The sequence below is a fragment of the Paenibacillus lacisediminis genome (assembly GCF_046567315.2).
Genome location: NZ_JBKIAX020000005.1, coordinates 357,929 through 379,660 on the forward strand (window position 1 = coordinate 357,929; position 21,732 = coordinate 379,660).

Sequence of the window (21,732 nt, forward strand, 5' to 3'; positions counted from 1 at the left end):
GATTCGGGAGGGCGGGTTGATCATGGCCAAAACGATGCGAAAAACATTGCTGTACGGCATCCTGCTTGCGGCGGGCGTGACGCTGGGGATGCAGCTGGCGGATAGCGGGACCGCAACCGTATACGGCCCGGGTGAAGCCGGCGCAAACGGTGCAAACGGCCAGTTTCCCCAAGCTTATGGGGGCGGGGTGCCGGGGTATGGTTCATCGGCTTGGCCAGCGAACCCGGCTCCGGGCTGGTCCGGCTGGCAGGGAGGGAGCGCGGTTCCCGACGCGGGTTACGGCTACGGTGCGGGCGGCGGTTACGGTTATGGGAATTATAACTACAATTACAACGGATACAACAGCGCAAACGGCGGGTATGGAACGGGAACCGGAAGCAATGACGCGGGCTCCTCTTCGGTGAACGGAGGAGGTCAGACCGGCCCATCCGGAGGAAATTCCGCCATGCAGACGCCAGCGGATCTGCTTCTGCCGCCCCAGACGCCGCCGACCGTGGACCGCTTTGCCGACAAAGCGGCGCATTTGCTGCAGCAGGCATCCCAAAAGAGCATCCATTGGGTCGCCTCATTATTCGACCGGACGGAATGACGGTTTCCGCTCTCCGGGAAGTTCACGGATTTACGGTTTATAACAGGAGCCGGCTTTGTTATACTATTGTTAGATTGTTATTTGAACCGTTATTGACTATTCCGGAGGTAGGAATCCGCTTGAAAAAAGTTACGATGCAGCAAATTGCCGATCATTTGGGCGTCTCGAAGTTCGTCGTCTCCAAGGCGTTGTCCGGTAAAGGCGGAGTCAGCGAGACTACCAAGGAGCGAGTCATTCAGGCCGCTTCCAGGCTCGGCTATTTTAATCAGAAGAACGGGTACGTTAAAACAAACGTATCCCCAGGGCCGCAGTTTTCCGCATCCCCCGGCAAACAATCAGTGCTGGTGCTGATGCCCAATATCCGGTTTCAAAACAAGGAGTCGCTCTATTGGGGAAGATTGCTGGAGGGGATATCCCGGGAACTTGAGCAGCAGGGGCTCGGGATGATTATCATTTCCGAGCCGCGGGGGGAAAACTTCATGAGCATCCTGAATCCGGAAGGCATCCTGGGCATGGTGGGCGTCGGCCAGATCGCGACTTCCCTGCTGCTTGAGGCGCATCGAAGCGGACTGCCGATGGTGCTGGTCGACCATGAAGATCCGCTGATTCCGTGCGATACGGTTTTTGCCAACAACCTGGACGGCATGGCGAGACTGACCAGTCATTTGATCGGTTTGGGCCATCGCGAGCTGCATTTCGTGGGAAGCTCCGCATTTTCAAGAAGCTTCCGCGACCGGTGGATCGGCTTTCGGAGCGCCTTGGAAGAGAACGGTCTGACCCCGCAAGGGGCTGACGATCCGCTGTTGAAGCTGGAAGGGGTGGAGACCGGCGCTTTCCGTGACGATGTGGCCGCCTGGATTCAGCGCCGGAAAAAGGGGCGCGGCCTTCCGACGGCGCTGGTGTGCGCAAACGACGCGATCGCCGTAAACGTGTGCTCCGTCCTGGACGAGCTAGGGTTATCGGTACCGGAAGATATCACCGTTACCGGATTCGACAACATCGATGACGCGGTGCAAAATGTCCCGTCGATCACGACCATCAATGTGCCGAAGGAGGACTTCGGCCAGCGGGCGGTGAAGAAGCTGCTGGACCGGATAGCCTATCCTGGCGCGCCGCAGGAGAAAATCATGATTTCGGTGGAGATCGTGTACCGCAATTCCTCCTCCGAACCGCAGCGCGCGGCCGGAACTGCCCGGAAATGACCGGCAGACACCACCAAACGAAGGCCCTGAGGGATAACGGTAAAAAAGGGCCTTATTTTCGTCAAAAAAGAGAGTATAGCAAAAATAGAGGATTTTTTTTCCTTTATTATAGAAAGATGGGGGTAAACAGGCGCGGATTACCTGCTTAGCCCTCAAATGACGGAAATAATTTCCTCTATTTTGCGTACGAGGGAGAAAATATTAAAATAACGACACAAAATTCCTTTATTTTCGGCAGATGTCTTTCTTTAACTATTTTAGCCCAGCCCCAAACCGCTCGTTGCGCTCGATCAGGCTAAGTCTTTGCTGAACGCAAGCGTAGGAGCGCAAAGGGTCCTCCGGCGTGTTCATCACATAGTCGAGCAGCCGGTCAACGGTTGAGGTGGCGACATGGATGCGCGTGTCGGAGGAGGCGTAATAAATGAACACGTCCCCGTTATTGCGGGCGATGACGCCGTTGCAGAATACGACGTTCGACACGTCGCCGACGCGCTCTTCGCCTTCCGGCGCGATCAAATGGCCGCCGGGACGATGCGTTACGCATTGCGGCTCCTTAAGGTCGGACAGGAAGGCGTACAGCACGTACCGCAGCCCGGCCGCCGTACCCCGCACGCCGTGAGCGATGTGCAGCCAGCCTTTTTCCGTTTTGATCGGAGCCGGGCCTTGGCCGTTTTTGACCTCTTTAATCGTATGGTATTTGCGGTCGTCAACGATGATCTCCTCTGCAATCACCGCGTTTTCGATCGAATCGGACAAGCCCCAGCCGATGCCGCCCCCGGAACCAGCGTCGATAAAGCCGTCTTGGGGCCGGGTGTAGAACGCGTATTTACCGTTCACGAATTCCGGGTGCAGCACAACGTTGCGTTGCTGCGGAGATTTCGTTTTCAGGTCGGCCAGGCGCTCCCAGGCGATGAGATCCCTGGTGCGGGCGATGCCGCATTGGGCCACAGCGCTCGACAGGTCGCCGCGCAGGGCGTCCGGATCTTTTCGCTCCGTGCAGAACAGGCCGTAAATCCAGCCGTCTTCATGGTGCACGAGCCGCATGTCGTATACATTCACGTCCGGATCTTCGGTTTCCGGCATCACGATCGGGTGATCCCAGAAGCGGAATCCATCAACGCCGTTATCGCTTTCCGCCACTGCGAAAAACGATTTGCGGTCCACACCTTCGACCCGGGCCACGAGATAAAATTTGCCGTTCAGCTCGATCGCCCCGGGGTTGAATACGCCGTTTACGCCAAGACGCTCCATGAAATACGGGTTCGTGTCCGGATTGAAATCGTATTTCCAGAGCAGCGGCGCGTGTTCCGCGGTCAAAATCGGATAGCGGTAGCGCTCGTAAATCCCGTTGCCATAAGGGAGCTTTTCGTTAGGGCGATTGATTAGTTGCTCGTAACACTCCGTCAGTTGCCGCTTTCTTTCCTCAAACAAACTCATTCTTATTCCCTCCGCATATTGAAATTAAAAGTTCTACCGCTGCAAACGCTCCAACATTTCCAGACAAGCCCGGCTGTTATGGTAAGGGCATTTCCACGGGCTGACCTTCGGCTCTCCCGGCAGGGGACGGCCGCCCTGATCCACACCCCAGAACCACTCGCCGTGCTCCCGGTCGATCAGGTGCGTTTGGATGAACTTCCAGGAATTTGCCGTGGCGGTCCGGTACCGCTCATCGCCGGTCAACTGATAGGCGTTATAGAAGCCGACCATCGCTTCTGCCTGGGGCCACCAATCCTTGTTCGTATCGGTCAGGCCGCTTGGGCCGGCCTCGTTCCAAATGCCGCCGTCTTTGTCCACGCCTTCGTTATAAACCGCTTCCGCCATGGCTACCGCTGTTTCCTTCACACGCTGCAGCAGGGCAGGATCGCCAAGCACCTCGGCGGCTTCGATGAGCAGCCAACTGCCTTCGATATCATGCCCGTAGGAGATATGGCGGCTCTTGACCTGCCATGACTCATCAAAAAACAGCCAAAAATGGGCGTTTTGCGGGTCGATGATATGTTCCAGCATCACTTCGATCAGCTCGGACAGGCTGTGCCGCAGCTCGGGGGACTTCCATACCCGGTACAGGTTGGTATAGGCTTCCAGCACGTGCAGATGGGTGTTCATCGATTTCTTTTCGTTGAGGTCCTTGTTGCTGAGGCTGAAGTCGCCGGTTTGCTTCCAGTCGCGGGACAAAGCTTCAATATACCCTTTATGGACAGGGTCATAGCTGTATTTCTCCAGCAGCCGGTAGATGTCCGCCGCCAAATCCAGAGCTTCCTTGCTAGAGGTCGCGCGGTAATATTCGGCTAGCGCATAAATGACGAACGCTTGCCCGTAAACCTGCTTTTTATCTTGGGCAGGGCGCCCCTCGTAGTCGACCATCCAGTAGAAGCCCCCGTACACGCGGTCCAGGAAATGTTCCGTCAGATAATCATAGGCGCGCCGCGCCATCTCCAGATATTTTGCAGTAGGAAAGAGGCGGTGAGCGGAAGCGAACGTCCACAAGAGCCGGGCGTTAAGCACCAGTCCTTTGTCGGCTTGGCTCTCGGCATTCATTTGCCGATCGATGAAGCCGATAAACCCGCCATGCTCGGCATCGATCGTATGGTCGATCCAAAATGGCAAAATATTGTCCTGCAGCTCCTGCCGCAGCTGTCCCATCCAATGGTGTTTATCCATGGGGAATGGACCTCCTTATCGCTTAGGTAAATTCAATTTGGCGGCGTATGCCTCGGCAACGACAGCCTCGGCCTGTTTGCCGTAAATGCAGTAGCCGTCATCGGCGGCGGCTTGCTCGCGGGCGTAAAGCTGCGCCGGCCAATCCCACAGCATAAAGCCGCGCACCCAGCTGCGCTCACCGCATTTTTGCAGCATCGTGCGGTAGTAGTCGGCCTGTTCGGCTGCATTGGCATCCCCTTGAAGCATCCAGTCGTTGGGGATTTTCGCCGAGCCGGTTCGGCTGGGGCAGCCGGCCTCCATAAAGAAGAAAGGTTTTCCGTACTTTAGTACAACGCTTTCAATCCGATCCAGCTGGCGGTCCCAATCATCGATCGGATAGTAGCCGCTGGAGCTGATAATGTCGAGGGCATCCCACCAAGCGACGTTATCCTCCTGGTATTTGTCACAATTGTAAGTGACCAACCCCTTAAACACTTTTCTTACATCGGCAATCAGTTCCCGCCATTCGCGCTCACGCCGGTCGGTCTGCACCATCTCGCAGCCGATGCAAAACATTTCGCAGCCCGTTTCCTCGGCGATTTCCGCAAAATGCAAAATGTAGGCCCGGTAAGAGGAGAACCAGTCGGACCATTTGGGTTCGCACGGAACATCTTTGTCAAAAAAGTTGATATGCGCCCGCCAAGTGCCGTCCGCACAATTCACGATCGGCTTCAGGCATACCTTCAAGCCAAGCGACTTGGCTTTGCCGATCACCCGCCTGACTTCCTCATCGGTTACCGCCGGCTCCTTCCAATAAGGGATTTCCATCGAGAAAGCCGTTGCTTGCAGCGCGGAAAAAGCGATCGCCGTCCAGTTGACTCCAGTCGATTTCACCATTGTTTCCATGGAACGGTCCGCGGCTTCATTGCCCCAGGTGCCTCTAACGCCCATAAACCCCCAGGTCATCCCGGCCACATAAGGCGCTAACGAATTCATGCAAGAGCTCACCTCACCAGTTTGAATTTCTGATTTTTTGTTATCATTTGTTATTTAAAATTAGATAACAAATTATGATTATGTCACTAATATATATCTAAAGATTAGGAGAATTCAACATTTTAATTTTATAGTTTGTTAGCGGATCATGGAGAGGAGTTAGGGTTGGAAATACCCGGGAAATAGGCGGATAGCGCCGCTGGAATTCGCCCCCAGCTTAGATAGGACTAAAGTACTCCTTGGAACGTGGGCGCAGAAGGACTAATGTCTTTTTTTGGCGAAATTAAAAAGGTTAGTGAAAATAACGGTTGAGAGAGGGACATGAGATGAGGAAGATATTAGTTTTGGTCCTTACGGTCGGCCTGATCCTGGCTTTAGGAACAGGCGTCTGGGAGCCGATGGCGGCTGAAGCGGCCTCTGAAGGAGAGCAGGGGATCAAGGACATGGCGGGCGATTATGCGATGCTGATGGACAATGGCACGATGTGGACTTCGATTTACGGAGAACAGATGATGCGCACGCCGGGTGATGTTGTTTCGATTTCCCTGACTTCACAGTACGCCGGTTTGGGGGTAACCCGGGACGGTAAACTGATCGAGTGGGATATGGGCATCACCCCGCGAGTAGTGGAAGGCCAAACGGAGGTCAAGCAGGTCGCAGGTAAAGCTTGGCTAAAAGAGGATGGGAGCGTTTGGACCCGCACGGGCAAAATCAAAGGCCTCGAGAATATCGAACATATCGCTTATGGAGATCGCCGACTTGCTGCTTTGTCGTCGAGCGGGGAACTGTTTTTCGAAGATTCGTATAAACCGAATGTTTTCTCAAAGATCGGGCCAGTATCCGATCCGTCGGCCGTAACGGCCATTGCCGCTTATGATATGCGCGTTGCGCTGCTCTATAACAACGGCAAAGTGGTATTGTATCAAACTTTTGATTTTGATGACAACGGCAAACCTATTCCCTATACCGTGACTGAAGATGCCGTTCATATCGCGTTTGCCGAAAGCAAATCTGGGCGCTCCCTGGACGCTCTGATCGTTACGCGCAAGGATGGTACGGTGTGGGCGACGGGTGATTATCGGGACCGGATCAAACTGACCGAGCAGTACCCGGGATTAAGCCAGATCGTCAAAACGTCCGTAATCTCGGACTCCATGATCTCAGACATGGACCATTTGTACGCGCAGCGCAGCGACGGCAGTTGGCTGTTGTTTGAAGCGGGAGAAGTGAAGCCGGTCGAAGCGCCACGGGTGAGCGCTTTGAACGTAGCGGTATCAGAAGCCAAACCTTTCGTAGGCGACAAAATTAAGGTGGATATTCAGGAGACCTACACGAACGGGGCGGACATCAAGGTGAAGGGCGACGCGACAAATGTAACGGTCGATAACCCCCACTTGTTGCGGATCGAATCGGATGGAAGCCTTAAAGTGCTTGGCGTGGGCGAATCGAAGGTCACGGTAACCTCCGGCGGCCTTTCGCAAACGATAACGATATCGGCCAGCCTGCGCAACAACCTAAAATACGCCAAGGTTGTGGGCGGCGTAGTGTACATTCCCGCCAAAGCGGTATTTCAGGCGATGGGCGGCACGGTCGCTCCCTCGGGCGGCGGGCTTGACGTCAAGCTCGGCGATACATCGCTGTTTTTTAAAGCGAATGAAAAAAGCGCGCAACTCAACGGTGGGAATATTACTTTAAAAGCGGCCCCCCTGACCGAAAAGGGTGAGACGCTCATTCCCGCTTCTTTGCTTACGGAAGCTTTAGAAGCCCAAGTGAAATGGGATAGCGAGTGGCAGGAGGCGAATATCTCTTTTGGCTTGGCAAACATGACCATCGTTTCGACGAAAACGGCATCTTTGATCAAGAAAGCGATGCAAGGCAGCCTGGCTAATTATATCGGCAAAAGCTACTGGGTGAATTATTTCCAGGGATGGGACCGTTTTTCGAAAGTGACGGTAACGGACATCCTGCCCGATGATACGGGAAGCTTTATCGTCGTTTTTAAATCGGCATCCGGTAAAACTTTGAAAAGCTATTCTATGACTTCAAGCCACGTATCGGACTTGTTTAGTGATGGCTCGGCATTTTTTAACTATGATCCTTACAAGAAGTATAAATGGTCTTCCGCCATTTGGAATCAAATTAAAGCCGGACATATCAATCTTGGCATGACCAAGGAGCAGGTTCTGCTATCCTGGGGAGAGCCTGCGGGCAAAAGCACGGCGAATGCCAATGGCAAAACTGTTGAAACCTGGGTATACGCCAACTTCGACACCGTCGTATTCATGAACGGTAAAGTTACGATCATTATTAACTGATTCTAAAACGGAACGGTACCGATTGCTGCCTGCCCCTGCAACTGATATAATAAATTGATTAGACTTCAACGATTTGTGGTGGGGGTAAGGATGACTGATATTAGAGCAAGACAACAAAAAATTCGCAATTTCTGCATTATTGCACATATAGACCATGGCAAATCGACGCTGGCCGACCGGATTCTGGAGTATACCGGGGCGCTCTCTTCCCGGGAAATGCAGGAGCAGGTGCTCGACCAGATGGACCTGGAACGGGAACGCGGGATTACGATTAAGCTGCAGGCGGTGCGGTTGGCTTACCGGGCGGATGACGGGGAGGAGTATTTGCTGAACCTGATCGACACGCCGGGACACGTCGACTTCACGTACGAGGTTTCCCGCAGCTTGGCGGCCTGTGAAGGCGCTTTGCTGGTCGTGGATGCCGCCCAGGGGATTGAGGCCCAAACGCTGGCCAATGTCTACCTGGCGCTGGACAACGACCTGGAGATTTTGCCGGTCATCAACAAAATCGATCTGCCCAGCGCCGATCCGGACCGGGTAAAGCAGGAGGTCGAGGACGTCATCGGGCTCGACGCCAGCGAGGCAGTGTTGGCTTCGGCCAAAGCGGGGATCGGGATCAAGGAGATCCTGGAGCAGGTCGTGCAGAAGGTGCCGGCGCCGTCGGGCGATCCCGACCGGCCGCTTAAAGCGCTCATTTTCGATTCGCATTACGATCCGTACAAAGGCGTTATTGTGTATGTGCGCGTCATTGACGGCCATATCAAAGCCGGCTCGAAAATCAAAATGATGGCGACGGACAAAACGTTTGAAGTCATTGAGGTCGGCGCGTTCAAGCCGCGGATGACGATCGTGGACGAGCTGAACGTCGGCGATGTTGGCTTTATCGTGGCCGGTATCAAGACGGTCGGCGACACCCGGGTCGGCGATACGGTGACGGACGCGAAAAATCCAACGCCTGAACCGCTGCCGGGCTACCGCAAAATCAACCCGATGGTCTTCTGCGGTCTGTATCCGATCGAAACGTCGGATTACAACGATCTGCGCGAAGCCCTGGAGAAGCTGCAGCTCAACGACGCTTCGCTCAGCTTCGAGCCGGAAACGTCCAGCGCGCTTGGCTTCGGGTTCCGCTGCGGCTTCCTCGGCCTGCTGCATATGGACGTCATCCAGGAGCGGATCGAACGGGAATTCAATATTCCGCTGATCACGACCGCGCCAAGCGTTATTTACAAAGTGACGCTGACGAACGGCGAAACGATTTCGATCGACAACCCGTCCAACTATCCGGAAGTCGGCAAAATCGACTATGTGGAGGAGCCATACGTCAAGGCGGCGATCATCGTGCCAAACGATTACGTCGGAACGGTGATGGAACTGTGCCAAAACAAACGCGGCGAATTCGTGAATATGGAGTATCTGGATACGACGCGCGTGACAATTACGTACCAGATCCCGCTCTCGGAAATCGTTTATGACTTTTTTGACCAGTTGAAATCGGGCACCAAAGGATATGCTTCGTTCGATTACGATCTGTCGGGGTATCGCCAGTCCAACCTGGTGAAGATGGACATTTTGCTCAACAGCGAGCAGGTGGACGCCTTGTCCTTCATCGTGCACCGCGACCGCGCTTACCATCGCGGCCGGATCATTTGCGAGAAGCTGCGCGAGCTGATTCCGCGCCAAATGTTCGAGGTGCCGATTCAGGCCTCGATCGGGACGAAGATTATCGCGCGCGAGACGGTCAAGGCGATGCGCAAAAACGTCCTCGCCAAGTGTTACGGCGGCGACATTTCGCGGAAGCGCAAGCTGCTGGAAAAGCAGAAGGAAGGCAAAAAGCGCATGAAGCAGGTCGGCAGCGTCGAGGTGCCGCAGGAAGCGTTTATGGCTGTACTGAAGATCGACGACAATTAAGCGGAAACGCCTGGTTCTGGCGATACGCAAATGCGGTCGCCGAAGCAGGATGGCAAGTTAAAAGCGATTGAACATGATGAAAGAGGAAAGCCGCAGGGCTTTCCTCTTTCAAATAAGAGCCGGGGGGCGGCAAGTTAGCGGTAATTTATGTCGCTATTTTGCGGAACTGGGTTCCTTCGGTAGTATAGCGGAATTTTATGTCCTTATTTTTTCGCGCAACAAGTTTTTTCACCGAAAATAGCTGAAGTTGCTAAGAATAACGCCATATTTTTCCTCTATGGTTGATGATTCTGCAGAACTGCCGTAAATAGCGCCATTTTTTACCGCTAATGCCCATTGCGAAAGCGTGATGTTACTATGACGGTACCACATTACGCCAACACATTACGCCAACACATTACGCTACCACATAGCGCTACCTTTAGCGCTGCAGCAACGCACATAGGCCGAACAATTTCCGGGTTTAAATTTTTCTACTATATAATATGAAATAATAAAAAGTTTAGGAGGCATGACCATGGACCAACAGACGAAGCGGCAAGGGCCGGGAATGCCGGACCTTGAGCAGACGGCGGGCAGCGTTATGCTAAGCGGTCAGCCGGCGGCGGAAAGCGCCGCGTCTAACAGCGAAAAAAAGCGAGCGCCGCAGGCCGTTTATATACACATTCCGTTTTGCACCAATAAGTGCTTCTATTGCGACTTTAACTCCTACGTGCTGAAGGATCAGCCGGTGATGGACTATCTGAAGGCGCTGGACCGCGAGATGGAGCTGACCGTAAGCCAAACGCCGCCCGGTGAGATCCGGACAATTTTTGTCGGGGGCGGGACGCCGACCGTGCTGAATCCGCAGGAGATGGAGTTTTTCCTGACTTCGGTGCGGAAGCATTTCCCGCGTTGGGCGAGCGACATCGAGTTTACGATGGAAGCCAATCCCGGAACGACCGACCGCGAAAAACTGGCCGTCATGAAGGCAGGCGGGGTCAACCGGGTCAGCTTCGGCGTGCAGGCCTTTCAGAACGAGCTGTTGAGCGGGATCGGCCGGATTCACAACACCGACGACGTGTACCGGAGCCTGGAGAACGCCCGGGCCGCCGGTCTCGACAATCTGTCGATCGACCTGATGTTCGGATTACCGAACCAGACGGTGGAAATGCTGGACTACAGCGTTACCCGCGCGCTTGAGTTGGGGCTGCCCCATTACTCGATCTACAGCCTTAAAGTGGAAGAGAACACGCTGTTCCATACGCTGTATCAGAGAAATCAACTGCCCCTGCCGAGCGAAGAAGACGAACTGAAAATGTATCTGCTGCTGATGGAGCGGATGGCAAAGGCGGGACGCAAACAGTACGAAATTAGTAATTTCGCCAAGCCGGGTTACGAAAGCCGCCACAACATCACCTATTGGCGCAATGAAGACTATTACGGTTTGGGCGCGGGAGCGCACGGATATGTCGAAAGACAGCGGCACGTCAACATTAAAGGCGTAAATCCGTATGTGGAGGCGGCCGGCCAAGGGCTGCCCCGGCTTGAACAGTTCGCCGTGTCCCGCGAGGAGGCCATGGAGGATTTTGTGATGGTCGGGCTGCGCATGTTGAACGGCATCCGCAAGGCGGACTTCCGCTCCCAGTTTGGCGCGGACAGCGAATTGGAACGGATTTTTGCCGGGCCGCTGCAAAAGATGCTGTCGGCCGGGCTCCTGGAGCAACACGAGGATCAAGGCGGTTACCGGCTTAGCAAACAAGGCGTATTGTTCGGCAATGAAGTGTTTGCCGAGTTTATCGGCGTATTAACGGTTTAAGCGAATATATTCAATCACAGAAAAAAGGCAGCTGCCCAGCTTGATATGAAGCGAGGCGGCTGCCCTTTTTTGGGCTTATGTATATCCTTTAGGGCCGACAAGAAATGGCTTGAAGTTTTATACCTTATCATGTATATTTATTCATATTACATGACTTGGGAGATCGAGGGGGAAAAGCTATGCAAGCCGTTGTCGTGTGCAGACAGGCGAAACTTGAGGACGTCGAACCTCTATATACAATGATTGATGAATATGCCAAAAGAGGGATTATGCTGCCGCGTTCCCGCGCAGTGCTCGAACGTCAGATCAACGATTTCGTTGTCGCGGAAGTGGACGGACAGGTCGTAGGCTGCGGCTCGCTGTGCAAGCTCGGCGACGAGCTTGTGGAAATCCGTTCGCTTGGCATCGCCGAAGGGTACAAAGGGCGCGGTCTCGGCTCCATGCTGGTGGAGAAGCTGGTGGAGCAAGCGCGGAAGCTGGCGATCCCTAAAGTCATGGCTTTGACCTATGAGGTTTCATTTTTTGTGAAGAATGGTTTTACCGTCGTAAATAAAGAGATTTTCCCGGAAAAAGTTTGGACGGACTGCGTAAATTGTGCGAAGCAGCAATGCTGTGATGAAATAGCTGTGCTTAAGATACTGGACTGACTTGACAATCGTCAGGTCGGTTTGGTATTTTTGTATTAGCGATTAGCACTCGTTAGCTTAGAGTGCTAACGATCGATAAATTGATTAGATCAGGAGGGATCGCCATGTTAACGGAACGCCAGAGAATGATATTGACTGCGATTGTGGATGACTATATTCGATCGGCGGAGCCGGTGGGATCCCGGAGTATTTCCAAACGTGGAGATGTCGGGTACAGCCCGGCGACGATCCGCAATGAGATGGCGGATTTGGAGGAGCTCGGATTTTTGGAGCAGCCGCATACGTCGGCGGGGCGCATACCTTCCATTAAAGGCTACCGTTACTATGTGGATCACCTGACTCCGCTAAATCTGATTACGCCGGAAGAGCTTAAAACCCTCAAGGCGTTTTTTGCCGAAAAGCTGAATGCGGCGGAACAGCATATTCAGCATGCCGGCACGATTTTATCCCATATGACCAATTACACTTCCATCCTGCTGGGGCCGGAAGTTTTTCATACGTCTTTGCGCCATTTTCAGTTGCTGCCGCTGAACGAGAACACGGCGGTGGCGATCTTGGTCACGAATACGGGACAAGTGGAGAACAAAACCGTGTCCGTTCCGGCCGGCGTATCGGTTTCGGAGATGGAAAGAGTGGTCAACCTGCTTAACGTCAAGCTTGCGGGATTGCCGATCTACAAACTGAAGACCGCCCTTTATAACGAAATCGGCCAGGAAATGCAGCGGCATATCGAGCATTTTGAAGAGCTGATGAAAGTGCTTGATCAAGTGCTGGGCAGCGGCTCGGACGGGCAGCGCCTGTTCCTGAGCGGGGCTACCAACATGCTGACGCAGCCGGAGTTCCGCGACGTGGACAAAGTGAAAAGCATTCTGGATCTGTTGGAGGAGACGCCGACGCTGACGAAACTGATGTCTTCGGCATCCCTCGGCTCGGGCATTCAAGTGAGGATCGGCACGGAAAATGACCATGAAGCTTTCGCCAACTGCAGCCTGATCACCGCAACGTATCAAATTGAAGGGGAAACGGTCGGGACGATCGGCATTCTTGGGCCAACCCGGATGGAATACGGCCGGGTGATTCGAATTTTGGACATTTTATCGAAGGATTTGAGCAAATTTTTGTCCCGGTTGCATTAACATGCATGAACTCTGGCCCTAACTGCATGTTAAGGAGGTGAACATCTTGAAGGAATCACAGCCAATTCAAGACAACATCAATCACAGTGTAGAGGAAGAACAAGAGATGAATGATAACGTTAAAGAAGAGCAAAACCTGGAAACGGAAGACAGCAGGCAGGACGAAACGGTTCAGCAGGAGCAACCGCAGGAACCGGTAAATGCAGACGAAGCGGCAGGTTCCGCTGCGGAAGGCGGCGCCGATTTGAGCCCTGAGCTGGCAAAATTGCAGGCGGAGAATGAAGATTACCAGCAGCGGCTGCTTCGCGCCCAAGCCGATTTTGATAATTTCCGGCGCCGGACGTTGAAGGAAAAAGAAGAACTGGGAAAATACGCATCCGCCAAGCTGATTACCGAATTGCTGCCCGTGATCGATAATTTCGAAAGAGCGATCAGCTCCGCCGGCGAAAGCGCGGACAACAGCTCGTATTCCAAGGGCGTGGAGATGATTTTCCGCCAGCTCGAAGGCGTGCTGAAGGCGGAAGGACTCACCGCGATGGAAGCCGAGGGGACGCCGTTTAATCCCGAATTCCATCAAGCGATCATGCAGGTGGAATCCGAGGAATACGAGGAAGGCATCGTCGTCGAAGTCGTGCAAAAGGGATACATGTTGAAAGACAAAGTGCTGCGCCCGGCGATGGTCAAAGTCAGCGGCTGAAACACCTGCTGAAAACACATAGAAAAACATGCACCTATTAAGGAGGACATAAGCAAATGAGTAAAGTTATCGGTATTGACCTTGGAACGACCAACTCTTGCGTTGCGGTCATGGAAGGCGGCGAAGCCGTCGTCATTCCGAACCCGGAAGGCGGACGTACGACTCCTTCCGTCGTCGGTTTTAAGAAAGACGGCGAACGGATCGTCGGGGAAACGGCTAAACGCCAGGCGATTACGAACCCGGACCGCACGATCATCTCCATCAAAAGACATATGGGGACGAACCATAAAGAAGCTATCGACGGCAAAGAATTTACACCGCAGGAGATTTCGGCGATCATTTTGCAGAAGCTGAAATCCGATGCCGAAGCTTATCTGGGTCAACCCGTAACCCAGGCGGTCATCACGGTTCCGGCTTATTTTAACGACAGCCAGCGTCAAGCGACGAAGGATGCCGGGAAAATCGCCGGCCTGGAAGTGCTGCGGATCGTCAACGAACCGACGGCGGCGGCACTTGCCTATGGCCTGGAGAAAGCCGAGGATCAAACGATCCTGGTGTACGACTTGGGCGGCGGTACGTTCGACGTATCGATTCTGGAGCTTGGCGACGGCTTCTTCGAAGTTAAAGCGACGAGCGGGGACAATCACCTTGGCGGCGACGACTTCGACCAAAAGGTCATCGATTATCTGGTGGAAGAGTTCAAAAAGGATCAAGGCATCGACCTGAGCAAGGACAAAGCGGCCGTTCAACGCCTGAAGGACGCTGCCGAAAAAGCGAAAAAAGAATTGTCCGGCGTGCTGACGACAACGATTTCCCTGCCGTTCATCACGGTCGTTGACGGCGTGCCGCAGCACTTGGAAGTGAACCTGACCCGCGCGAAATTCGAAGAATTGACGGCGGATCTCGTAGAGCGTACGCTTGGACCGACTCGCCGCGCGCTCAGCGATGCCGGCATGACTCCGGCCGATATCGATAAAATCGTCCTGGTCGGCGGCTCAACGCGGATTCCGGCCGTTCAGGAAGCGATCAAGAAGCTGACCGGCAAAGAGCCGCACAAAGGCGTCAACCCGGACGAAGTCGTTGCCCTGGGCGCAGCCGTACAAGCGGGCGTGCTGACCGGCGACGTCAAGGACGTCGTATTGCTCGACGTAACTCCGCTTTCGCTTGGTATCGAAACGGCCGGCGGCGTGTTTACGAAAATGATTGAACGCAACACGACGATCCCAACGAGCAAATCGCAAGTTTTCTCCACCTACGCTGATAATCAGCCTAGCGTGGAAATCCACGTGCTGCAAGGGGAACGCGAGATGGCCGCGGGCAACAAAACGCTCGGCCGCTTCATCCTCGGCGACATTCCGCTCGCGCCTCGCGGCGTGCCGCAAATCGAAGTTACCTTCGATATCGATGCCAACGGGATCGTCAACGTATCGGCGACCGACAAAGGCACCGGCAAGAGCCAAAAAATCACGATCACGTCTTCGAGCGGCTTGAACGACGAAGAAATCGATCGTATGATGAAAGACGCGGAGCTTCACGCCGAAGAAGACAAAAAACGCAAGGAACTGGTCGAAGCGAAAAACAACGCCGATCAGCTCATTTACAGCGTAGACAAAACGCTGAAGGAGCTGGGTGATAAAGTGGACGCCGCCGAAACGGAAAAAGCGAACGCGGCGAAGGAAGAGCTCAAAAAAGCGGTCGAAACCGACGATCTGGAGCAAATCAAATCCGCTTCGGAAAAACTGACCGAGATCGTGCAGCAGCTCTCCGTCAAGCTTTATGAGCAGGCTCAGCAGGCTGCTGGCGCAGCCGGCGCCGCAGAAGGAGCCGAAGGCGCTGCGGCCGGCGGCGGAAGCCGCGACAATGTCGTGGATGCCGATTACGAAGTTGTTGACGAAGACAAGAAGTAACGTTTAAGATATCACGGACCGGTAAAGCATTGAATACACTTTGGTGAACTGGGAAGGTCAAAGCGCGGGCGGCTTCCGCACTTTGACTTTCCTTTTGCCGGATTAAGGGAACGGTGCTGACGCGGCTGGTTCGCGAGAGTCAAGACGGGGGTGGAAGGATGGCAGAAAAACGCGATTATTATGAAGTGCTGGGCGTCGGGAAAACCGCGACCGAAGAAGAGGTCAAAAAAGCTTATCGCAAGCTGGCCCGTCAATATCACCCGGACGTAAACAAAGCGGCGGATGCGGAAGCGAAGTTTAAAGAAGTGAAGGAAGCCTACGACGTGCTCAGTGATGAGGGCAAACGCGCTCGCTACGACCAATACGGACATGTGGATCCGAACCAGGGCATGGGCGGCGGATTTTCCGGCACGGATTTTGGCGGATTTGGCGATATTTTCGATATGTTCTTTGGCGGTGGCGGCGGCAGACGCGACCCGAACGCACCGCAGCGGGGGAACGATCTGCAATATACGATGACGATCGAGTTCGAGGAAGCGGCATTTGGGAAAGAAACCGATATTTCGATTCCGCGTACCGAAAACTGTGATACGTGCTCCGGCACCGGCGCAAAACCGGGAACCAAACCGACGGTTTGCTCCGTCTGCCACGGAACCGGGCAGCAGGAGGTCGTGCAGAACACGCCTTTCGGCCGCATGGTCAACCGGCGTTCCTGCTCGGCCTGCGGCGGCCGGGGCCAGATCATCAAAGAGAAATGCCCAACCTGCTCCGGCAGCGGCAAGGTGAAGAAGCAGCGTAAAATCCACGTCCGGATTCCGGCGGGGGTTGACGACGGCGCCCAATTGCGGATGACGGGCGAAGGGGAAGGCGGACTGCGCGGAGGCCCTCCCGGCGATTTGTATATCGTGATCCGCGTGAAAGAACATGAGTACTTCGAGCGGGAAGGCGACGACGTTTATTTGGAAGTGCCGATTACGTTCGCGCAGGCCGCGCTTGGCGACGAGATCGAAATCCCGACGCTGACGGAAAAGGTGAAACTGAAAATTCCGGCCGGTACGCAGACAGGCACGTTCTTCCGCCTGAAAGGCAAAGGAATTCCGCGTCTTCGCGGCGTCGGCCAGGGCGATCAGCATGTCAAAGTGGTGTTGATGACACCGCGGAAGCTAAGTGAAGAGCAGAAAGAACTGCTGCGCCAGTTCGCTTCATTGGAAGGCGAATTTACGCATGAAAATGAGCAATCGTTTTTTGACCGTATGAAACGGGCGTTTCGCGGAGAATAATAAGGAAAAACACGCGCGGGCGAAAGAGAGTTCTGAAAGTAAGGACTCCCTTACGCTCGCGCGTTTTTGTTTGAGCATCCCGGTTTCAGGGTTATCACCTCCCGGAGTACGTAACCTCATAGCCGCATTCCCGGCCCTTCGGTAGAATAAATTTATGTACATGCTTACCGACGGGAGGAAGCAACATGATGAGAAGAACAAAATTCCGTCTGCAAACAACGGGTACCCGGTTTAGTTTGAGCTTTCCGTTTGCGCCAAAGGAGGCGGCCATATGATCAGGGTCTTAATCGTGGAAGATGATCCGATGGTGGCGAAGTTCAACCAAAGTTACCTGGAACTGGTGGAGGGTTTCCGCTGTGTGGGTACGGCGGAGTCGGCCGAAGCGGCCAAACGGTTGTTGGAACGGGTCAAACCGCAGCTGATTTTGCTTGAGTTGTACATGCGCCGACAGGACGGCTTCGCTTTGCTTAATTATATCCGCAGCCGCGCTCAAAATATCGACGTTATTGTCATTTCGGCCGCGAGGGATCCGGAAAGCATTATAAAAACACGGCAGTATGGTGCAATTGACTATCTGATCAAACCGTATCATTTCTCGCGATTCAAAACGTCGCTGGAATTGTACCGCGATACGTACCGTGCGATGAATTCCTGCCGGGTCATGAGCCAAAACGATGTTGATCGTTTGATCTGGCGCGGCGATTGTCAGGCGGCATCACGTCCGCTGCCCAAAGGGCTGACCTCGGGTACTCTGCAGATGGTCTGGGAGGCGATCGCCCGGCAAGACAACTCGGGGTTCTCAACGAATGAGCTGTCCCGGACAGTCGGAATTTCCCGCGTTTCCGTGCGCAAATACCTTGATTTTCTGGCGGACATCGGCGTGCTCGAAACGGAGATCATTTACGGAACCGGGGGCAGGCCGCTCGACAAGTTCTGGACTGTGCCGGAAAAATCCAGCATGGTTTCCCTGTATTTTTAAAAAGACGGCATGCTTACATTACTTACTTTACGGTTTCTGTACTTACATAAGCTGGCCGAACCCAGACTCTCCTCTTACAATTACATTTGTGAAATATTGCACAATATTTCGTGCATTTTACGCTTACAACCAGAAAGGGAGAGGGAATCGGGATGAAAAGCACAAAGACAGTTTGGGCTCCGGGAATGCTGGTCATGATTTTGGCGGCAATGTTGATTTTGCCGGGCTGCGGCGGAAAAAGCGGGGACTCTGCGGACATTGTCGTCATCGGCGCCGGCGGAGCCGGCATGACGGCGGCCATCGAAGCGCAAAGTTTGGGGGCCAAAGTGATATTGCTGGAGAAAATGCCGATGGTCGGCGGGAATACGGTCCGCGCGGAAGGCGGTTTAAACGCGGCGGGCACCGAATATCAGAAAGCTCAGGGGATCGAAGATAGCCCGGAACTTCATTTTGAAGACACGATGAAAGGGGGCAAAAATCTCAATAATCCCGATTTGGTTAAAGTGCTGACGGAAAATGCCAAAGATTCAGTGGAATTTCTGAAGGAGAACGGTGCGGAGCTGTCGGAAGTCGGAAAGGCCGGTGGAGCCAGCGTTCCGCGCATTCATAGACCTGAAGGCGGTGAAGCGGCCGGGAACTTTATCGTCATGGCTTTGAAAAAGAAACTGGAGGAATTGCAAATCGATGTCCGGCTGCAGCACGAAGTGACGGAAATCTTGACGGATAAGGATGGCAAGGTGAGCGGCGTCAAAGGGACGGACAAGGACGGCAAAACCTTTTCTATCGGCGCTAAGGCGGTTATTTTAACCACGGGCGGCTTCGGGGCCAATTTGGACATGGTCGCCAAATACAAACCCGAACTGCGGGGATTCGCGACGACCAATGCGCCGGGAGCGCAAGGCAGCGGCATCGGGCTTGCCCAGGCGCTTGGTGCTAAGCTGGTGGACATGGAACAGATTCAAATTCACCCGACAACGATTCCTGGTGATGGCGTGCTGATCACCGAGGGCGTACGCGGCGATGGAGCGATTTTGGTTAATCAGGAAGGCGTGCGGTTTACGAACGAATTGCTGACGCGGGATGTCGTATCCCAAAATATCTTGGCGCAAAAAGACGGTATTGCTTACTTAATTTTTAATGATGAGTTGCGTGAAAATTTGGGTGCAACCGAGACGTATTTTGAAATGGGCTTGGTTGAGGAAGGCCAAACGCTTGCGGAACTGGCGTCTAAAATCGGTGTTGATGCCGCTGCGCTGGAACAGACCGTAAACCGTTACGCCGACATGAAAAACAAAGGTGCGGACGAAGATTTCCAGCGGGACGACATGCGGCTTGATTTTACGAAAGGAGCCTATTACGCCATCAAGGTAACGCCGGGAATCCATCACACGATGGGCGGCGTGGCGATCAACACCCAGACTCAGGTGCTGAACGAATCGGATGCTGTGATAACCAACCTGTATGCGGCAGGTGAAGTTACCGGGGGCGTTCATGGCGGCAACCGTCTCGGCGGCAATGCACTGGCCGACATCGTAACATTCGGGCGCATCGCCGCCCAGGAAGCCGTCAAAGCTTTGAACTAATCCGGGTGCAGAACCTGATACCATTAAGGAGATCAAAAGGAGATCAAATTCAACATGTACAAAAAAGCAAAGATAGGAATTTTTACGGTTATTCTTGGCGTGTCCCTGGCCTTGGCGGGTTGTTCCGGCGCAGGCGGCGGAAACTATGTGGACGGTACTTATGAAGGCAGCGCCCAAGGGGCAAAAAGCGAAGTGAAAGTAGCCGTTGAAATTAAAGGGGAGAAAATAGCCAATATCGAAATTGTCGAACACGGAGAAACGCAGAGCATCATCGACGCGGCGGTGGAGACGACCATTCCGGAAATCATCGAAAAGCAAACCACGGATGGAGTCGATGTTGTCTCCGGCGCGTCCAAATCCAGCGCAGCGGTTATTGAAGCGGTAACCGAAGCACTCGAAGGGGCCCAAAAATAACAAAGGCAGCTTCCCAAAGAAAAGAACCTGGTTCATGAATAATGACCAGGTTCTTTATTTTTCCGTTTGAGCAGTCTACAGGTCCTTCCGAATAATCGCGATGATTTCTTCGTGCAGTTCGAGCGTAATATCTTCCCGGAACGTGCGCATGCCATATTCCCGATAAACGTATTGGATGATCGATTCCATGATATTGGATTCCACCAGGTAACGGCTACGGCCGTTAACCCACACCTCCGCGGTGTAACCGGTATCCTCGTCCCAGCTTAATTCCACCTGAACGTCAGTGGGGCGGACTCCCGTTCTGTCCGCAGTATGAAGACAAATCGCGTTGATGATTTCATCCATGCCGAGAACCATGATTTAGTATCTTCCTCCACGCGGGTGCTCTTGGCGCGGCTGGCGTTTGAAACGCCGGTACAAAGCCACGGCGGCAGCGATGATCACGTAAATGGCAAGCAGGTTGACGGCAAGCCCCAGCAAGTTGCCGAAGAAGCCCATATTGCCGAACAAACCGCCGAACAATAGTCCTGCTAGTCCGCCGACCATCAGGCCGCGCATAAAGCCGCCGCCGCTAAAAAAGCCTCGCCCTGTCGTGGAGCCTACTGTTCCGCCGTTTTTATTGCTGGTTGCTCCATCGGTCCGCTGGTAATCGCCAGTAGCCGGCTTGTTAGGCGCCGGGTTATAGGTTCTTGGACCGGATTTGAAGCCGCCTCGCTTGGCATCGGCCAAATCGGGGGTCGTGAAGGCGAAAAATAAAGTAAAGGCCATCGCGATCAGCATCAATTTTTTCATCATAATTAGCAGAAACCCTCCTATGCACATAATTATGTTCTGTTCTTTAGCAAGTAATACGGACGAGAGCCGCAGGCGTTTCAATTTTAAAATATTATTTCGATAGCGGTCTCACTTTCGAGAAACATTGCATAAAGCCATGGGCAAATTTGCATCCTACTTATCATGAACTGCAGCGGTGCAGCTTCATTTTCAAGCTGAAACGAAAGGCAGGGATACGTATGGGCGAAAAAAATATTTTGGCGTATTTCAAAAGTCCGGAGCAGGCGGAAGGCGCAGCGCGCAAGCTGAGCGCTTTGCGGGTCGTCGATATGTCGATCGACCGCTTCAGCCGTTACCCGGGAGAGGGATATGATCCCGGAAATTCGGTAACCGGGAGCATTTCCGGCTTGGCGGCCATCACGCAGGACGCCGCGATCACAAACCGTTCCGCAGGGATCCTGGCGGCGGCGGATCCGGCTGCCAGCGGGCTCAGCCACGGCGGCCAGGGCGGACCAACCGGGCACGATATAGTGCTGACCGCCGTGGTCGACGAGTCAGTGCATCATCAGGCGCTGCGCATCGTGGAAGAAGCGGGCGGTTTGATTTAGTGTTAAACCGCGAGCGTTACATTTTGGAATATTCGTGAAGGGAGCTGTGAAGGAATGAGTCAAAGCGAGCAGGATCGCCGGACGAAACGGACGACAGCCAAATCGCGGCTTACGATCGGGCATAACGAGGACGTGGAATTTTCCGAAGAAATGGCCGACCAGGAGGATTGGGAGGCGCTGCAGCGCAGTGAACGGGCCGATGCGCGCCAGCAAGGACAATATCGGCTATAGGCTTAAAAAGGATATGGAACAGGGC

20 protein-coding genes are annotated in these 21,732 nt (G+C 53.9%); 15 read left to right on the forward strand and 5 right to left on the reverse strand.

Annotation, left to right across the window (positions count from 1 at the left end):
* Positions 1 to 22: 22 nt before the first annotated feature.
* Together ACLD72_RS12715 and ACLD72_RS12720 are read left to right on the forward strand one after the other, a co-directional pair.
* Positions 23 to 589, forward strand: coding sequence for a hypothetical protein (locus tag ACLD72_RS12715; RefSeq protein ID WP_411002117.1), 567 nt, complete (start codon positions 23 to 25; stop codon positions 587 to 589).
* Between the two features lie 119 nt (positions 590 to 708).
* The gene (locus ACLD72_RS12720; protein WP_458475800.1) at positions 709 to 1,791 is read left to right on the forward strand and encodes a LacI family DNA-binding transcriptional regulator; all 1,083 of its coding nucleotides are present in this window, start codon (positions 709 to 711) and stop codon (positions 1,789 to 1,791) included.
* Between the two features lie 252 nt (positions 1,792 to 2,043).
* Here ACLD72_RS12720 and ACLD72_RS12725 read toward each other — a convergent pair whose 3' ends face one another.
* From ACLD72_RS12725 to ACLD72_RS12735, 3 genes are read right to left on the reverse strand one after another with little or no spacing between them, the layout of a single operon-like run.
* Positions 2,044 to 3,228, reverse strand: a complete 1,185-nt coding sequence (locus tag ACLD72_RS12725; RefSeq protein ID WP_411002116.1) for a glycoside hydrolase family 130 protein — start codon at positions 3,226 to 3,228, stop codon at positions 2,044 to 2,046.
* A 33-nt stretch (positions 3,229 to 3,261) separates the two neighbouring features.
* Positions 3,262 to 4,452 (reverse strand): AGE family epimerase/isomerase, encoded by a 1,191-nt coding sequence (locus ACLD72_RS12730; RefSeq protein ID WP_411002115.1) that lies wholly within the window; start codon positions 4,450 to 4,452, stop codon positions 3,262 to 3,264.
* Positions 4,453 to 4,467: 15 nt separating this feature from the next.
* Complete coding sequence (locus ACLD72_RS12735; RefSeq protein ID WP_411002114.1) at positions 4,468 to 5,427, reverse strand: glycoside hydrolase family 113; 960 nt, start codon at positions 5,425 to 5,427, stop codon at positions 4,468 to 4,470.
* Positions 5,428 to 5,753: 326 nt separating this feature from the next.
* Between ACLD72_RS12735 and ACLD72_RS12740 the strand changes: the two genes are divergently transcribed.
* The 11 genes from ACLD72_RS12740 (at position 5,754) to ACLD72_RS12790 (ending at position 20,091) form a co-directional block, all read left to right on the forward strand.
* Entirely contained in the window at positions 5,754 to 7,742 is a 1,989-nt protein-coding gene (locus ACLD72_RS12740; protein WP_411002113.1) for a stalk domain-containing protein, read from the forward strand.
* Between the two features lie 90 nt (positions 7,743 to 7,832).
* Positions 7,833 to 9,650, forward strand: a complete 1,818-nt coding sequence (lepA, locus tag ACLD72_RS12745) for a translation elongation factor 4 (protein WP_411002112.1) — start codon at positions 7,833 to 7,835, stop codon at positions 9,648 to 9,650.
* A 583-nt stretch (positions 9,651 to 10,233) separates the two neighbouring features.
* Complete coding sequence (hemW, locus tag ACLD72_RS12750; protein WP_411002155.1) at positions 10,234 to 11,448, forward strand: radical SAM family heme chaperone HemW; 1,215 nt, start codon at positions 10,234 to 10,236, stop codon at positions 11,446 to 11,448.
* 179 nt (positions 11,449 to 11,627) lie between these two features.
* The gene (locus ACLD72_RS12755) at positions 11,628 to 12,095 is read left to right on the forward strand and encodes an N-acetyltransferase (RefSeq protein ID WP_411002111.1); all 468 of its coding nucleotides are present in this window, start codon (positions 11,628 to 11,630) and stop codon (positions 12,093 to 12,095) included.
* 104 nt (positions 12,096 to 12,199) lie between these two features.
* On the forward strand, positions 12,200 to 13,231 hold the full coding sequence (hrcA, locus tag ACLD72_RS12760; protein WP_411002110.1) for a heat-inducible transcriptional repressor HrcA: 1,032 nt from the start codon (positions 12,200 to 12,202) through the stop codon (positions 13,229 to 13,231).
* Between the two features lie 106 nt (positions 13,232 to 13,337).
* Entirely contained in the window at positions 13,338 to 13,928 is a 591-nt protein-coding gene (grpE, locus tag ACLD72_RS12765; protein WP_411002154.1) for a nucleotide exchange factor GrpE, read from the forward strand.
* A gap of 56 nt (positions 13,929 to 13,984) precedes the next feature.
* A complete protein-coding gene (gene dnaK, locus ACLD72_RS12770) occupies positions 13,985 to 15,835 on the forward strand; it encodes a molecular chaperone DnaK (RefSeq protein WP_411002109.1) in 1,851 nt (616 codons plus the stop codon).
* A 158-nt stretch (positions 15,836 to 15,993) separates the two neighbouring features.
* Complete coding sequence (gene dnaJ, locus ACLD72_RS12775; protein ID WP_411002108.1) at positions 15,994 to 17,115, forward strand: molecular chaperone DnaJ; 1,122 nt, start codon at positions 15,994 to 15,996, stop codon at positions 17,113 to 17,115.
* A gap of 271 nt (positions 17,116 to 17,386) precedes the next feature.
* Positions 17,387 to 18,094, forward strand: coding sequence for a response regulator (locus ACLD72_RS12780; protein ID WP_411002107.1), 708 nt, complete (start codon positions 17,387 to 17,389; stop codon positions 18,092 to 18,094).
* Positions 18,095 to 18,246: 152 nt separating this feature from the next.
* Positions 18,247 to 19,677, forward strand: a complete 1,431-nt coding sequence (locus ACLD72_RS12785; RefSeq protein ID WP_411002106.1) for a flavocytochrome c — start codon at positions 18,247 to 18,249, stop codon at positions 19,675 to 19,677.
* A 54-nt stretch (positions 19,678 to 19,731) separates the two neighbouring features.
* Entirely contained in the window at positions 19,732 to 20,091 is a 360-nt protein-coding gene (locus ACLD72_RS12790) for an FMN-binding protein (RefSeq protein WP_411002105.1), read from the forward strand.
* Between the two features lie 75 nt (positions 20,092 to 20,166).
* Here ACLD72_RS12790 and ACLD72_RS12795 read toward each other — a convergent pair whose 3' ends face one another.
* Together ACLD72_RS12795 and ACLD72_RS12800 are read right to left on the reverse strand one after the other, a co-directional pair.
* On the reverse strand, positions 20,167 to 20,451 hold the full coding sequence (locus ACLD72_RS12795) for a YxcD family protein (RefSeq protein WP_251587133.1): 285 nt from the start codon (positions 20,449 to 20,451) through the stop codon (positions 20,167 to 20,169).
* 3 nt (positions 20,452 to 20,454) lie between these two features.
* Positions 20,455 to 20,889 carry a hypothetical protein gene (locus ACLD72_RS12800; protein WP_251587131.1) on the reverse strand — a complete coding sequence of 145 codons (435 nt, stop codon included), beginning with the start codon at positions 20,887 to 20,889 and terminating at the stop codon, positions 20,455 to 20,457.
* A gap of 218 nt (positions 20,890 to 21,107) precedes the next feature.
* Between ACLD72_RS12800 and ACLD72_RS12805 the strand changes: the two genes are divergently transcribed.
* Together ACLD72_RS12805 and ACLD72_RS12810 are read left to right on the forward strand one after the other, a co-directional pair.
* A complete protein-coding gene (locus ACLD72_RS12805; protein WP_411002153.1) occupies positions 21,108 to 21,476 on the forward strand; it encodes a hypothetical protein in 369 nt (122 codons plus the stop codon).
* 54 nt (positions 21,477 to 21,530) lie between these two features.
* Complete coding sequence (locus tag ACLD72_RS12810) at positions 21,531 to 21,707, forward strand: YfhD family protein (RefSeq protein ID WP_251587127.1); 177 nt, start codon at positions 21,531 to 21,533, stop codon at positions 21,705 to 21,707.
* Positions 21,708 to 21,732: the final 25 nt, after the last annotated feature.